Here is a 14808-nt window from a genome sequence, read left to right on the forward strand (position 1 = left end):
CCCGGCGCCCCACCGGCGGCACCGCATTCTGGGGATGCCGGTGACCCCGCTCACGGTTCGACGGCTACACAACTTCCGTAAGAACCGTCGCGGCTTCTGGTCGATGTGGATCTTCTTGACCCTGTTCGTTCTGTCGCTCTTCGCCGAGTTCATCGCCAACGACCGACCGCTAGTCGTACGGTTCGAGGGGGAAGTTTTGTTTCCGGTCCTTGCCGACTATCCCGAAACCCGTTTCGGCGGCGAATTCGAAACCGCAGCCGACTACCGCGACCCCTACGTGCAGGATCTGATCCAAGAGAACGGCGGCTGGCTCGTGTGGCCGCTGATCACCTTCACCTTCGACACGATCAACTACGACCTACCCCAACCCGCGCCGTCTCCGCCGTCGGGCGTCAATTGGTTGGGGACCGACGATCAAGGCCGCGATGTCTTGGCTCGATTGATCTACGGCTTTCGAATTTCGATCCTTTTCGGCCTGATCCTGACCGTGATCAGTTCGGTCATTGGCGTCCTCGCGGGCGCCGTCCAGGGATACTTTGGCGGATGGACCGATCTTCTGTTCCAGCGTTTCATCGAGATTTGGTCGGGCATGCCGACGTTGTTTCTCCTGATCATTCTGGCCAGCATCGTGACGCCTAACTTCTGGTGGCTCCTGGGCATCCTCTTACTATTCAGTTGGATGTCGTTGGTCGGCGTCGTCAGGGCCGAGTTCCTGCGCGCGCGTAATTTCGACTATGTACGCGCCGCCCGCGCCCTAGGCGTGCGCAACTCGACGATCATGCTGAAACACCTACTGCCCAACGCCATGGTTGCGACCATCACCTTCCTGCCCTTCAACCTCGCAGCCGCGGTGACCGCGTTGACCAGCCTGGACTTTCTCGGGTTCGGCTTGCCCCCGGGGTCGGCCTCGCTCGGCGAACTGCTCGCCCAAGGGAAGGCGAACCTCCAGGCCCCGTGGCTCGGTCTGACCGGCTTCTTCACCCTGTCGATCATGCTGACGTTGGTGGTCTTCACCGGCGAAGCCGTGCGCGACGCCTTCGATCCCCGCAAGACCTTCGCCTAACCCATGGCCTTTGTCGAAATATCAGACCTATCGGTCGATTTCCGGAGTGCCGGGCGTACGGTCCATGCCGTCAAGAATGCCAGCCTAACGATCGACGCGGGCGAGACCGTCGCACTTGTCGGCGAGAGCGGGTCGGGGAAGTCCGTGACCGCGCTATCGATCCTCCAACTTCTGCCCTACCCCATGGCCTCGCATCCCTCGGGGTCGATCAAGGTGGACGGGATGGAAGTCGTCGGCGCGCCCCACGCCGAGATGCGCCGGATTCGCGGCAATCGCGTGTCGATGATCTTCCAAGAACCGATGACCTCGCTCAACCCGCTGCACACGATCGAAAAGCAAATCAACGAAGTCTTGTTCCTGCATCAGGGGATGAACAAGCGCGAAGCGCGCGCGCGCACCGTCGAACTCCTCAACCTCGTCGGATTGCCCGATGTCGAGTCGCGGATTCACTCCTATCCCCATCAGCTCTCCGGCGGACAACGCCAGCGGGTCATGATTGCTATGGCACTCGCCAACAACCCCCGGCTCCTGATTGCCGACGAGCCGACGACGGCGCTCGACGTGACGATCCAGGCGCAGATCCTTCGACTTCTGCGCAAACTCCAAGACGATCTCGGCATGGCCATGCTGTTGATTACCCATGATCTCGGAATCGTGCGCAAAATGGCCAAGCGCGTTTGCGTCATGAAGGACGGCGAAATCGTCGAGGCCGGCGAGACCGGGCAGATCTTCGAACGACCGCACCGCGACTACACCCGCGCGCTGATCGAGGCCGAACCGAAAGGAATGCCGAACCGGTCGCAACCAAATGCACCCGTCGTTCTCAGCGGCCGAAATGTCCGGGTCTATTTTCCCATCCAGAAGGGGCTCCTGCGGCGCACCGTCGGTCACGTCAAAGCGGTCGATGACATCAGCGTCGCGGTCCGCGAAGGACAGACGCTGGGTGTCGTCGGCGAAAGCGGTTCCGGGAAAACGACGCTTGGCCTCGGCCTGCTGCGACTAATCGGCAGCACCGGCGAGATCGACTTTCTCGGCAAGAAAATCCAAGGACTCAACTTCGGTGCCCTGCGACCCCTGCGCAAAGAAATGCAAATCGTTTTCCAGGACCCCTACGGCAGTCTGAGTCCGCGCCTATCGGTGGGACAAATCGTCGAAGAAGGCCTGCTGGTTCATACCAAGATTCGAGACTACGACGAGCGCCGCGCGGTGATCGGCGCAGCACTCGAGGAAGTCGGCCTCGACCCCGCCAACCAAGATCGTTACCCCCACGAGTTCTCCGGCGGACAGCGGCAACGCATCGCCATTGCCCGCGCGATTGTCCTGAAACCCCGCCTGGTCGTCCTCGACGAACCGACCTCCGCGCTCGATATGTCAGTCCAGGCCCAGATCGTCGACTTGCTCCGCGAACTGCAGCGCAAACATCGCCTGGCCTACGTGTTCATCAGTCACGACCTGAAGGTCGTTCGCGCAATGGCCGATGAGGTCGTCGTGATGCGCGACGGCCGCGTCGTCGAATCGGGCCCCACCGAACGCATCTTCGACCAACCGCAAACCGACTACACGAAAGCGCTCATGGCGGCGGCCTTCGACCTTGAAGTCGCATTTGAGGATGCCGTCGCGACCTGACGCGGTGCTAGCGCGCCTCGCTCTCCAACGACGCGCGCAGAAAATCGCTTAGCTTTGCGACATAGACCGAACCGCGCACCGTGCGCTGGACCAGAACGCTACGGCGATCGGTTTCGTCGGGCTGACGCCGGCAAAGCTCTAATTTCTCAAGCGTATCGACGGCACGCGTCACGGCGGGCTTGGAAATAGCAAGGTCCGCAGCGAGGCCGCGCACCGTGCAGGGCGCGCGCGCCGCATAGATCGTCAGCAGAACGGCCAGTTGGCGGACCGTGAGGTCCGGGTCGTCGGAGCGTACTAGACCGGCGACGGCCTGCTGCCAGTAAGACACAAGCTGGGAGGGAGTTGGCACAAACCCGACATTACCCCCTCGCCTGCCGCCACAGAAGCGTCAGGCCGCGAGCAACGCCCTGAAGTCTTGCGCCGGCATCGCCTTGTGGAAATAGTGCCCTTGGGCGTAATCGCAGCCCGCGTCCTTCAGGAATTCGATTTGATCCTTGCGCTCGGTGCCTTCGGCGGCCAGCTTGAGGTTGAGGCTCCGCGCCATTTCGATAATCGTACGCACGATGGTCACCGATTGCGGGTGATGGACGAGCCCGGCAACAAAGGATTGGTCGATCTTGAGTGTGTCGACGGGGCAATCGACAAGCTGCGAGAGCGACGAATAACCGGTCCCGAAATCGTCGATCGAAACCGACAGACCCAAATCTCGGAACCGTGCGATGGCATCGTTGCGAAACCCGCGGTCGTCGGCGAGCGAATGCTCGGTGAGTTCGATATCGACCCGCTCGGCCGACAATTTGCTGCTGGAAAGAGCGTCCATCACTTTTTCGACGATGTCGTCTTGGCCGAACTGCACCGCCGAGAGATTGACGCCTAGCCTCGGTGCGCCTTTGCCCTTCGACTCCCACGACTTGGCTTCCTCGAACGCCCGGTGGAGAACCCAGTCCCCGATCGGTATGATCAGACCGGTCGCCTCCGCCCGCGGAATAAACTCCCCTGGACCGACTGACCCCAGTTCGGGGTGAGTCCATCGGAGCAACGCTTCGGCTGCGAGAACCCGCCCGTCGTCCAAATCCACGACCGGCTGGTAGTGCAGGTCGAACTCGTTCCGGCTCAAGGCCTCCGATAACGCGCGATCCAGCGCAAGTTCGCGGCTCAGTCGGTCTCTAAAGGCCGGGCTGAAGAGTTCGACGCGGCTGCCCCCACGCTGGCGTGCCTCGCGCAAAGCCAAATCCGAAACATGGACGAGTTCCCCGATGTCGGTCCCGTGCACCGGATAGACAGCCACCCCAACGCTCGCCGAGAGCCGGTAGCGGCGGTCGTTCACGTCGTAGGGTTCCGATAGGCGGCGAAGGATATCCCCCGATATCGCGTCGATCTCGGGGGCCGGGGAACCGACCGGAAATACCAGTGAAAATTGGTTGGTTGCCGTGCGTGCCAGCATCCCGCCCGGTTGCACCAGAGCTTGGAGCCGTTGCAACGCCTCTTCGAGAATCTCGTCGCCCGCTTCGTAGCCGGCGGTTTGGTTCACCGACTGAAGGCGGTCTAGGCGGGTCTTGACGAAAGCAACTTGGGCTCCCGATGCGCGAGCCGCGGAAATGATACCATGCGCCGGGGCGCCGAGGGTCGCGCGACCGCCTGCCGCGGTAACGGCGTCGAAGATTATTGGGCTGTCGATTGAACCTGTTTGAACGGCGTTGATAACCGTCACGATCCGTGCCGGTGCCCCGTGAATCTCCGCGCTTTGCTCCCGCAACGAGATCGAGACCCGTTGACCGTTGAACCGGCGTATTTCTCCGGTCAACGTCCCGCCAATGCCGCCCGCCAGCGGTCTGCTGTCGATGCGTAGGAAATGGGGCGGCTTACCTGCCAGCGTGTCGGCCGGTGCACCGACCAGTCGGGCGAACCCTTCGCCGACATGGGCAACCTTCCCGTCGGCATCGATAACGAGCACGGAACCGGTGGCCAGAGCAACGGACTTATCCACAAAATTAACCACAGACAGTTGGCATGCTTGATTTGAAGTGCGACGGAACTAAGCGGTTGTTTTTTAACTATTTACCATGGTGTAGCGCCGTTCCAACGTGACATGCAACAGCGGTATCCCCAAACACTAGGATATGTGGGGATCGAGCCTGTGGAAAACTTGGCGCGGAGAGCGGCGCCTATACGTCGGGTTGAAGACCCAAGTGCCTCCCGCTGTTACGCAGAAAATCAAGGTAATCGCCTGTCCGCACCAAGGGCCGATCGCCAACGTCGAGCAGGTACTCGTAGATCCAAGCGGTGTACACACGCCCGTTTTGGCTCGTGACCGGCACCTTTATCCGCCGGTACTGCGCCGGCGCGTCGCCGCGGGTGCCCGCGACGCCTTCGTACCGGTCCAGAAGCGTCAGTGTCGGTTCCGGCGTCCTAAGCGTGTAGAGCTCGCCAATAACGCGGTCGCCACCGTCTTGGGAGAGTACGAGGCCGGGATAATCACCCAGGTCGTACAGGCGCGCGGCGACATACCCGTCGTCGAAAAAGTCGGCATAGGCGGAGAACAACCGATGGGCCGGCGCACCGACGGCGCGACGCAACGTCCCATAGACAAACAGAAGATGTTCGGAAGCGCTCAAGCCGCGCCAAACCGCCGCCGGATCGTTTCAAACAGCGCGCGCATTGCCATCGCGTCGCCGCCTTTGGGCCGCCCCGGCCGATCTTCGTCGTTCCATCCGTAGAGGTCGAGATGGGCCCACACCTTCGCGTTGCTCACGAACGTCTTGAGGAACAACGCGGCCGTGATGGCACCGGCGAAACCGCCGCTGCCTGCGTTATTGATATCCGCGATCGGGGTTTTGAGCATGCGCAAATAGGGCTGCCATAGCGGTAGTCGCCACAGCGGGTCGGAAACGTCGCGGCCTGCACACATCAAGTCCTCGGCGAAAGCCGTGTCATCGCAAAACAACGCCGGCAAGTCGGGGCCCAAGGCCACCCGCGCAGCACCGGTAAGGGTCGCGCAGTCGATCATCAGATCGGGAGACTCTTCGTCCGCCAAGGCAAGTGCGTCGGCAAGAACGAGACGGCCCTCGGCGTCCGTGTTTCCAATTTCGACCGAGACACCTTTGCGCGTGCGAAGGATGTCGCCCGGCCGGTACGCATTGCCCGACACGTTGTTCTCCACCGCCGGCACAATCACCCGCAACCGAACGGGCAGTTCTGCGTTCATGATGAGCCGCGCAAGGCCCAAGGTCACCGCGGCGCCGCCCATGTCCTTCTTCATCAATTTCATGCTCGACCCGGGCTTCAGGTTCAGACCGCCGGTATCGAAACACACCCCTTTGCCCACCAATGTGACTTTCGGGTGATTCTTGTTGCCCCACGTGAAGTCGATCAGGCACGGCGGCTTGGCCGCGGCCCGGCCGACCGCATGGACCGCCGGGAAGCGTTCCTCGAGCGCCTTTCCCGACACCACCGACAGCTTCGCCGCGTAGGTTTTGGCGAGACGGCGCGCGGCATCGGCGAGTTCCGGCGGCCCAAGGTCCGCCGCCGGCGTATTGATCAAGTCGCGCACCAAGACAACGCTCTCGATCTGGCGTGCCGCTTCTGCGCGGTCCGCGCCCTTGGGGACAACGAGCCGTGTAACCTTTCCCCGGGCCGCCGCAAGGTAGCGGTCGAAGCGATAGCACCCCAGCCCCCAACCGACCATCAAGGCGGTCGCGGCGGCGGGGTCGAGGTCGTCCTCCAGGCAATAGGTTGCAGGCGCCAGGCGGGACGGGAGCGCCGCTAATGTCCAGAGATCGAGAGCGCCGTCCGGGACGACCACCACCCGGGGCCGCACGCCGTCCCCGCCGGGAATTGGCGCGAAACTGCCTACCCTTCCGGCGAAACCGTCCACCGCCAGCCAGTCGCGAACCGCACGCGGCTGCCGCTTTTTCCATGCCGCGAAGGCGTCCGCGGCGACGATCTCAATCGACACCGATGTCGCGGTGCGCCGCTGTGCAAAGCATTCATTCATCGCAAGCATTCCAGACGATTGTGTGGCGACCGACTTTACATCATCTTATCGCGGCGATCGCGCCGCAAGGAGGCGGAAGTGACACTCACACTCATCGTTGGTAGCAAGAACTATTCATCTTGGTCGATGCGAGCCGGCGTCGCCCTCGCCCACTGCGGCGTCGCTTATAGCGAGATCGTTGTACCGCTCGGACAACCCGACACCGCACAGAGGATCGCGGCGTATTCGAAGGCCGGCCTGGTCCCGGTCTTGATCGACGGGGACGTCACAGTGTGGGACAGCTTATCGATCGTCGAATACCTATCGGAGCGATTCCCGACTGCACAGCTATGGCCCGCAGACCCTGCTCTACGTGCCGTTGCCCGGTCGGTGTCGGCGGAGATGCATGCGGGTTTTACCGCCCTGCGCCGGGAACTTCCCATGAACTGCCGCCGCCGCTACCAAAACTTTGCGATTGGTGAAGCCGCGTCCAAAGACATCGACCGCATTTGCGACATCTGGCGCGACACCCGCAATCTCTACGGCCGCACAGGCGGCGGCGATTTCTTGTTTGGTTCGTTCAGCGGCGCGGACGCGATGTTTGCGCCGGTCGTTTCGCGCTTCGTGACGTACGGTGTTGCCGTGGATACGACCGTCGGCGCCTACATCGAAGCCGTCGTGAATGCGCCGCCCGTCAAGACATGGATGGAATCGGCGCGTCAGGAACCGGTCATCGACCGTTACGAGTTCGCCTGACGCCCGTTCTTTCGCGACTCTGCCCCGCTCACCGCGCTCAGGCCACCCACGGTGAGGACCGTCATTAAAATGACGATGGCCGATAGCCAGAACAGCCACCGTGGATCGGCGTGATCCATGATCCAACCGAAGACCAGCGGCATGATGACTCCGCCCACCGCAAGCCCCGTAGAGACAAAAGCAAATACCTTGCCCATCGACCCGGGCGGCGTGACCCGGCGCACGAGGAGGTCGCGCGAAGGCTGGACCACGCCGGTGACGAAACCCGCCGCCGTCAGGACCGCCGCCATCATCGCAATCGGCAGCGAAACCGAACCCGCCAGGGCGAGAAGTGCTGCGCCCAGTAAAAATCCGATCGTCGCAGTGATCTCCGGTCGGCCGAGTTTGTCGACAATCAAACCGCCCGCCAGAATCCCCATCGACGCACCGGCAAGAAACCCGGTGAGGACGCCGTTGGCGGCGGCCAGCGGCGTGTCGTAGATCGCGACCAGGGCGGCCACCGAAAAAACGCGGATCGCCCCCGTCCCCATCGCGATAAACAGAAAGAAGAGAAAGGCCATCAAAATGGGCGGCGACATAAGAAGCTGAACGCCGCTAAGCGGTGGTCGGCCGTCCGTCGCCACCGCGTCCTTCGTCGTCGCCGCCGCGTCGGCACCGCCGCGGTCTGAAATATCGCTCCCGTTCAAGGCAAGAACGGCTGTCGTCGCGACGCCGACAAGACCGACGAAGATGACCGCGCTGCGCCAGTCCCACAGCGCCGTGAGCGCCACCATCGCCGCCGGCGCAATCGCCCACGCGATATTGCCCGAGAACGTGTGGATGCTAAACGCGCGCCCCAATCGATGACGGGAAACCCGCGCATTCAAGATCGCGTAGTCGGCGGGGTGATAGACGGTATTGGCGAACCCCGCGACCATGAAGAGGATCAAGATGGCCCAATAGGACGACGTGAACCCAATGGCGGTGATCGCCAAACTGTGGAGCAACAGGCCGCCAAGCAATATCCAGCGCGCGCCGATCCGGTCGACGAGAAACCCGACCGGTGTCTGAAATACCCCCGTCGCGAGACTCGCCGCTGTGAGGAGCAGGCCGAGCGAGGCATAGCTGACCCCGAATTCGTCCTTGAGCAGCGGAAACAGCGGCGGCAAGACGAGGAAATAGAAATGACTAAAAAAATGCCCGCTCGATACGAGGCCGATCACCCGAAAGTCGCGATTGCCCGATGCGTCGATCGCCGTCATCTCGTCTCTCCGGCTAAAGCCCTACGCATGGAGTCGCGGTTTTCGTAAGAAGTCCGCGCGATCGGCGGAATGAAGAAGGACTTCCACCGTGCCACGTTCCTCGCGCCGCACCGTCAACGGTACGTCGACGCCTGCCGCACCTAATTTCCAAACCCGTCTATATAATTCGGCTAATCCCTCGACCGGCGCACCGGCGACCTGAAGGATTTCGTCGCCGATCAAGATACCGCCTTGGCTCGCCGGCCCGGCGCTCGCCATGCCCGCGACAACGATCGTTTCGTCGTTCTCCGCCGCGTAAAGGCCGAGCCATGGCCTTGGCGTGCGGCCGGTCCGCCCGGTCTTGACCAATGGATCGAGGATCGGCTTCAGCACATCGATCGGCACGATCATGTTGCCATCGACGCCGTGTTGCCCCGCCCCCTGAATAAACAACGATCCGATACCGACGAGTCTGCCGTTTCGATCAACAAGCCCGGTGCCGCCCCAGTTGGGATGAACCGGCGTCGTGAAAATCGCTTCATCCAGCAGATACTCCCACGACCCTGCGAATTCCCGTTTGTCGACCACGCGTGCCTGGAGGGCATGGCGGCGACCGCCGCCGGCAGCGAGAATGCCAACGTCATCGACGCGGACATCGGCCGACGATCCGATTTCCATGGGACGGACCGTGAGCCGGCCCAGCGCCTGGATTAGGCCCAGTCCCGTCTCATGGTCGTAGCCGATAACGTCGCCCTGGATCGTTTGCCCGTTGTTCGCCACCAGCCAGACCGATTCGGCTTCGGTCACCAAATAACCGATCGTAACAATCAACCCTGAATCGCTGATCAAGATGCCGTTGCCGGCCCGCTCGGTGCCGAGAACCTGCGCGGTAAACGCATCCTCGGGCACCTGCGAGCGAATGAACACCGCGGCCGACAACGCGCGCTCGAGATCAAACCCATGATCTTCCGGGCGCGGGCGCGCTTCGATCGGGATTTCCCAATCGACTTGTTCGTTGGTGCTCATGCTCAACCTCGGGGCTCGAACTAAACGGTACAATCTTCTAAAGACGTCGGCGACGGCACGATGCCTAGGCCGCTGCGGGTACTCTACCCGTTTCCGCGGCAGCTCAGACCGGTGGGGGTCGGTGGCGGGCCGAAGGGGACGATACTGGGCACTGGCTTCTTACCATTGCCATCCTCAATAGTCAGTCCCAGCGGCCTCAAACAGAGCAATGGCCACTATCTGGCCGGTGACAACATAATACGCGGGGCAATTCTCGGGCAATCCCGGCGACGGCTGATTTGGAGTGCCGAATGTGGCAGTTTAGAAAGTATGAACAGGCGATTTCTGCGTCTATAGCCCATACCGCGACATGCCGTACCTATCCAGACAACAAGCCGGTTCGCGAAGCATCATCTGTCGCCCTGAGGAGCAGCCCATGAATCGTCGATATGTTCTTTCGCTCTTGGCTGGGATTGCCGTCACGACAGCGTCGCCTGTCGCTATGGCGCAAAGCGAGCGCAGTCGCAAGCCGGAAGAGGATCGTGGCAAACCGGAGGAAGATCAGCGCGGTGCGGCGCGCAGTCGCAAACCCGAAGAGGAACGTCGCCGAGACGGCGAACGCGGTCGAAAAAACGACAAGGACAAAGATGCCCGCGACAACGATGACGATGACGATGACGATGACGATGATGATGATGATAACGACACGAGTCGGCGTGACGGAGAGCGAAAGCGCGACGAAAAACGCAGCGCAAAGGACAGCGATGATCGCGACGATGACGAGGATCGGGACACAAGGCGGCGGGATGGCGGTAACCGGCGCAACAACTCGGACGACGATTGATCGGCGCCGCGGGACGGACAGATCAACACCCGCACCTCGGGGGACGGCGGCCTAGCCAACAAACCTTTCCCATCGTACCGCTCAACTAAGCTTGCCGCCCGAATCTAACTTTGCCCGCTGCCCAGCGTTTTCCAGATTTTCTCCAGAACCGCCCCGCCGCGTGCCCGCACCTCGGCCTCATCGTCGACGACAAGATGACCGTCGAACACTTGGAAGCGGCCCGCCGTTGCAACGTGGCGCACCGACAGACCGTTGGCATATAGAAGGTTGTGGAGCGGTTCCGGCGGCAATGCGCCCCCGCCAACGAGAAAACCGGTCAGGTCCACGGTCGCGAAATCCGCAAATGCGCCCGGCGCGATGCGCCCTAGGTCGTCGCGGCCGAGCCCCTTTGCCGCAACTGTGGTAGCACCCGCGATCGCATCTTCGATGGTCGGAAGTCTGACGGGTCCCTGATGGCGCCCGTCGACAAGCTTGGCACGCGCGCGGCCGGCAATGACCGCGAGCTTCAGGTTTTCAACATAGTCGTTGGAGTGGGTATCCAGGCCGATGTTGACGTTCATCCCGGCACCCAGCGCTTCGGGGTAGGGCTGGGTCGCGCCCCCCGCACCACCGGCAGAAGGACAATGAACATACACCGCGCCCGCGTCGTTCAAGATCGCCGGATCGGTGCGCCAGTCCAACGCCGACATGTGGGCACCAAACACCGGCGCGTCGAACATGCCAAATGTCTTAATCCATTCAACCGGCGTTTTTCCCCACATCCGGCGGACCCGTTCGGTCTCAACATCGGATTGCGCGATATGGAAATGAATGCCGGTGCCGAGTTGGTCGGCAGCAGCCTTCATCGCACGCATCGTTTCGGGCGTATGCGTATCGGTCGCGTGCGGCGCAAGCATGGGCTTGATCAAGCCGCCCCCGGCATTCATGTAGTCCAGGCCATAACGTCGGTTCGCTTCAATTTCGGCCAGCGTGTCGGGAACCGAACTGAGAAGAACATCGTCGTCTGCACGCGCCCACACGGCGTCGACACGCGGCGTGCCCGGAATCATTCCCCCCGGATATCCGCGGACACCCCACTTCAGGGCCACGCGCACGTAGGATTCGGTGTGACGCAAATTCTGGCTCATTTCGAGCTGCGTCGTGCACCCCGACCGAAGCACCTCGGCGAGATTATAGGCCGTGAGGTCATCGAGCTCCTGGTCGCTCAGCGCGGCAACGGCATGCGCGGACGGACGGCTGGATCCGGCCCCTTCGATGATTCCCCGCGTCGGCGTCCCGCTTGCGACATGGGTGTGGCCGCTGATGAACCCCGGCAACAGGATATCGTTCGGTACGGAAACGCAGGCGAGATCGCCACGAAAGGGCCCCGGTCGAACGTCGGCAAAGCGGCCGCGCGAAATCACCGCGTGTCCCCCGCGCAGCAACCGCGCGGCCCCGTGTTCCCAGGTCAGTATCCAGCCTGCTTCGACGGCATAGTCAGCCGCCTGGGGCGGCATTCTCATCTGTGTCATGAAACCCCATCGATGTCGCGGCGCGCGTTCAAGCTCAGAATTTATCAGGCAAATTGCCCGCGTTGATTTTGAACCTCGAAGGTCACCGGCGCTTGGTACCTGGAAGATGGGCAACTTTCATTTCGGTCCATGCGAATAGCTCATCGTCCGTCATGGATAGGTCCATCTCAAAATATGCTGGTTGGCGCACATGCCAAGGTGTGTCGACAAACAGCTCCAGACGATTGCCTTCTGGGTCATTGAAATAGACTGACCAAGAATTTCCGGCTCTATTTGTTCTCGGGCTCTCTGATCCCTACGACCACGAGGTGGAACGCGGAATCGCCGATCCCGTGGGCGTCCTGATACCGATAAAGCCCGGCCCTGGCGGGGTGATAGACGTCCACTGGGTGATCTGGGTGGGCTCTCGCGGTGCCCGACGCGGCGTGTCCGGCGAGGTTCGAGGTGCTGACAAGGGGCTGCGCCGGTGCCGCGGTGGCGCCGGTGCCCGCGGGGGTAGAGCGTGCGGCTTGCTGCGACGGCGCGGACTGGCGCAGCGCCGGCGTGGTCGGTTGCACCACGGGCGGGGCAACGGACTGGACCGGGCCTGGTGCGCGCGTTGGCGCCAGACCCGGCGCCTGGACCTGCCTTGCGGTCGGCGCCCCGACGAGCGACGGCGCTGGCGCCTGGACGCGCACCCAACCCACGTCGATGGCGTGCTGGGTCAGGGTTCCGTCAGGGTTCGCCAGGTGCGTCGCAGACAGGACCCTGAAAGAAAGAGGGTGTGGCGAGAAGCCACCGGTGGCGGGGATGGGGACTAGATAGAACCACCCCGCGGGATTGCTGCCGAAGGCGTCGGCGGGCGTCGGTGACGCCGCCGGAACGCTTGCCAGATTCGCCGAGGGAAGGCCGAGTTGATCGATGCCGGACGAGTGGGTGACATGGCCCACATTCCCCGCCGGCGCAAGCTTGCCGACTTTCTTGACGTGCTTGTCGACGCCCTTGGCCTTCTGGCCGACGGTTACGGGGCAGTCCTTGCCCGTCTTGGTGACGCAGGCCACGGCCTCGCCCGACCATAGGAAGGCGGCTGCTAGGAGAAATAGCGCGACAGGGACTTGCCTCATCCGAATCTCCTCAAAACGTGTGGACGAGCTGGAACCAGCCCCGGTAGTCGTCCGGGTCTTCGTCCAGCAGTTCGCCTGGAATTTGATTGGCAATACTCTTGCCGACGACACCGCGGAGCGCGGTCGACGACCATGACCAGTTCAGGGCGACGCCGACCGATTGCAGCGTATAGCGGCGATCGTCAATGCCCGGCACGATGGTATTGCCGACGAATTCTTTGGCATGGGTCGTAATCGTGCCGATGGTGTAGAAGGCCGAGACCTGCGCCTGTCCGTTCCAAAGTCGCGAAGGCGCGTTGTAACGCAGGTCGACGTGCAGGCGATGGCCTTCGTCGCCGAGAATCTCACCGCTGTGGTAGCCGGCGAAATCGTAGGGACCGCCGAAGCTGATCGACTGGCTGCTGTCGAGGCGCTTGCTGGCGATCTGTCCGACGATCTCGACATAGCCTTGCCAGGGGCCGGTGAGATGTTGAAGACGGGAAGCGCGCCAGGCGAGACGGGCGAAATCCCCGTCGGTGCGAGCCGACTGGGCGTCTTCCTGCCGGTAGGTTTCGTACCCGCCAAGGTCGAGGTAGCCCAACGTACCTTCAAGGCGGAATTCGTTCGTGGCGCCGCCGAGAACGCCATCGAGATGGTTGCCATGAAGGATCAGCTGGGCGCTTTCGACGTAGCGGTCGGTGATCGGCGAAGCGTCGTCCTCGTCCCGCATGTCTTCGCGGCCGGCCTTGGCTTCGCCGAAGAAGTTGGTCCGCCGCGAGCGTAGGAACGGGTGGTAGAGGTACGCCTGAACTTCATGGGCATTGCCGCGCGGATTGCGCGACTGGTCCGTCCGATAGTCGAGCAGATCGAGCACTAGGCCCGCGCGTGTGCCGTTGCCCGCGACCGGCAGACTTGCGTCGAGCGACACATAATAAGTGCTCTCGGTCGTCACGCTGGCCGCCACGCTCAGCTTGTCGCCGCGCTTGAACGGGCTGTTGACGTCCACCAAGGCGCCCGCCCGGTATTGGCCGGTGACGCGGCTGCCGAAGTTGTCGGTATAGGCGGACCCCTCGATCAGCCTGGAGTCTTCTGGGAAGGATTCGAAGCGGGCTTCGCCCTCGCGTTCGCCGGGATAGAGCGTGTTCTCGGAGCCCTTGATCCCGGGCAGGTCGTTCAGCAGCAGGATCGCCCGCTCGACACGGCGCGAGGTCAGCGCCTCGCCGGGCTGCAGCGACGACGCCAGGTGATCGCGGATCACGTCGTCCCGCACCCGCTCGCTCGACCGGCCCAATTCGATACCATCGTCCGCGAGACGTCCCTCCGCCATCCGCAGGACCATGACATTCCGGTCCGGATCGGTGTCCCAGAAGACGCGCGCTGCGAACGCGCCGGCCTGCCGTAGCTCGGTTTCGAGAGCCTGCGCGGCCTGGATGCACGACGTCGGGTAGGTGCCTGCGGCGACGATCGGCTCGACGATGCCGGTAATCCGATCCTCCGCCAGGAGGCCGGCACTCTCGATCAGGCAATCACCAACCTGAATCTCCGCGCCTTGCGCGGCAGGCGCGAACAGAAGCGCGGTAGCGAAGGGGAATAGCTGAACATACTTTTTCATGCCGAACCAAACCGACCTAACAAAGGGTTCTGTTCTAGAGCCGCTACATGCGCCACTCGATTTCCGGGCTTTCTAGCCTATCTTGGCGAGATAAAACACCCAATAGACCTGCAATT

At 62.5% G+C, this 14808-nt stretch carries 13 protein-coding genes; 4 read left to right on the forward strand and 9 right to left on the reverse strand.

Annotation, left to right across the window (positions count from 1 at the left end; translation table 11 throughout):
• Window positions 1–34: 34 nt before the first annotated feature.
• Window positions 35–1063 carry an ABC transporter permease gene (locus tag RID42_02600; GenBank protein ID MEQ8246548.1) on the forward strand — a complete coding sequence of 343 codons (1029 nt, stop codon included), beginning with the start codon at window positions 35–37 and terminating at the stop codon, window positions 1061–1063.
• Window positions 1064–1066: 3 nt separating this feature from the next.
• The gene (locus RID42_02605) at window positions 1067–2689 is read left to right on the forward strand and encodes an ABC transporter ATP-binding protein (protein MEQ8246549.1); all 1623 of its coding nucleotides are present in this window, start codon (window positions 1067–1069) and stop codon (window positions 2687–2689) included.
• 7 nt (window positions 2690–2696) lie between these two features.
• Here RID42_02605 and RID42_02610 read toward each other — a convergent pair whose 3' ends face one another.
• The 4 genes from RID42_02610 to RID42_02625 form a co-directional block, all read right to left on the reverse strand.
• Window positions 2697–3038, reverse strand: a complete 342-nt coding sequence (locus tag RID42_02610) for a MarR family transcriptional regulator (GenBank protein MEQ8246550.1) — start codon at window positions 3036–3038, stop codon at window positions 2697–2699.
• Between the two features lie 39 nt (window positions 3039–3077).
• Window positions 3078–4676 (reverse strand): phosphodiesterase, encoded by a 1599-nt coding sequence (locus RID42_02615; GenBank protein MEQ8246551.1) that lies wholly within the window; start codon window positions 4674–4676, stop codon window positions 3078–3080.
• Between the two features lie 178 nt (window positions 4677–4854).
• Complete coding sequence (locus RID42_02620; protein MEQ8246552.1) at window positions 4855–5304, reverse strand: gamma-glutamylcyclotransferase family protein; 450 nt, start codon at window positions 5302–5304, stop codon at window positions 4855–4857.
• A complete protein-coding gene (locus tag RID42_02625; GenBank protein MEQ8246553.1) occupies window positions 5301–6683 on the reverse strand; it encodes a leucyl aminopeptidase family protein in 1383 nt (460 codons plus the stop codon). Before RID42_02625 ends, RID42_02620 begins: the two co-directional genes overlap by 4 nt.
• 78 nt (window positions 6684–6761) lie before the next feature.
• Here RID42_02625 and RID42_02630 point away from each other — a divergent pair, with 78 nt between their 5' ends.
• Window positions 6762–7418: a glutathione S-transferase family protein gene (locus tag RID42_02630; protein ID MEQ8246554.1), complete on the forward strand. Its 657-nt coding sequence runs from the start codon at window positions 6762–6764 to the stop codon at window positions 7416–7418.
• On the opposite strand, the gene RID42_02635 is transcribed toward RID42_02630, so the two are convergent.
• Entirely contained in the window at window positions 7403–8659 is a 1257-nt protein-coding gene (locus RID42_02635) for an MFS transporter (protein ID MEQ8246555.1), read from the reverse strand. The genes RID42_02630 and RID42_02635 overlap by 16 nt on opposite strands.
• Window positions 8660–8680: 21 nt before the next feature.
• Entirely contained in the window at window positions 8681–9664 is a 984-nt protein-coding gene (locus RID42_02640; protein MEQ8246556.1) for a S1C family serine protease, read from the reverse strand.
• A 415-nt stretch (window positions 9665–10079) separates the two neighbouring features.
• On the opposite strand from RID42_02640, the gene RID42_02645 reads away from it, so the two are divergent.
• Window positions 10080–10487 (forward strand): hypothetical protein, encoded by a 408-nt coding sequence (locus RID42_02645; protein MEQ8246557.1) that lies wholly within the window; start codon window positions 10080–10082, stop codon window positions 10485–10487.
• Window positions 10488–10591: 104 nt separating this feature from the next.
• Here RID42_02645 and RID42_02650 read toward each other — a convergent pair whose 3' ends face one another.
• The 3 genes from RID42_02650 to RID42_02660 all read right to left on the reverse strand — a co-directional run bounded on the left by RID42_02650 (window position 10592) and on the right by RID42_02660 (window position 14692).
• The gene (locus RID42_02650) at window positions 10592–11998 is read right to left on the reverse strand and encodes an amidohydrolase family protein (GenBank protein MEQ8246558.1); all 1407 of its coding nucleotides are present in this window, start codon (window positions 11996–11998) and stop codon (window positions 10592–10594) included.
• A 269-nt stretch (window positions 11999–12267) separates the two neighbouring features.
• Window positions 12268–13101: a hypothetical protein gene (locus RID42_02655; GenBank protein MEQ8246559.1), complete on the reverse strand. Its 834-nt coding sequence runs from the start codon at window positions 13099–13101 to the stop codon at window positions 12268–12270.
• Window positions 13102–13111: 10 nt separating this feature from the next.
• On the reverse strand, window positions 13112–14692 hold the full coding sequence (locus RID42_02660; GenBank protein ID MEQ8246560.1) for a ShlB/FhaC/HecB family hemolysin secretion/activation protein: 1581 nt from the start codon (window positions 14690–14692) through the stop codon (window positions 13112–13114).
• Window positions 14693–14808: the final 116 nt, after the last annotated feature.

It is taken from the genome of Alphaproteobacteria bacterium (assembly GCA_040216735.1).
Lineage (GTDB): Bacteria > Pseudomonadota > Alphaproteobacteria > SHVP01 > SHVP01 > CALJDF01.

Coding starts and splice junctions, on each gene's coding strand:
- RID42_02625 (MEQ8246553.1), bottom strand. CDS start 6,683: ATGAATGAATGCTTTGCACAGCGGCGCACCGCGACATCGGTGTCGATT.
- RID42_02660 (MEQ8246560.1), bottom strand. CDS start 14,692: ATGAAAAAGTATGTTCAGCTATTCCCCTTCGCTACCGCGCTTCTGTTC.
- RID42_02640 (MEQ8246556.1), bottom strand. CDS start 9,664: ATGAGCACCAACGAACAAGTCGATTGGGAAATCCCGATCGAAGCGCGC.
- RID42_02645 (MEQ8246557.1), top strand. CDS start 10,080: ATGAATCGTCGATATGTTCTTTCGCTCTTGGCTGGGATTGCCGTCACG.
- RID42_02605 (MEQ8246549.1), top strand. CDS start 1,067: ATGGCCTTTGTCGAAATATCAGACCTATCGGTCGATTTCCGGAGTGCC.
- RID42_02635 (MEQ8246555.1), bottom strand. CDS start 8,659: ATGACGGCGATCGACGCATCGGGCAATCGCGACTTTCGGGTGATCGGC.
- RID42_02655 (MEQ8246559.1), bottom strand. CDS start 13,101: ATGAGGCAAGTCCCTGTCGCGCTATTTCTCCTAGCAGCCGCCTTCCTA.
- RID42_02650 (MEQ8246558.1), bottom strand. CDS start 11,998: ATGACACAGATGAGAATGCCGCCCCAGGCGGCTGACTATGCCGTCGAA.
- RID42_02600 (MEQ8246548.1), top strand. CDS start 35: ATGCCGGTGACCCCGCTCACGGTTCGACGGCTACACAACTTCCGTAAG.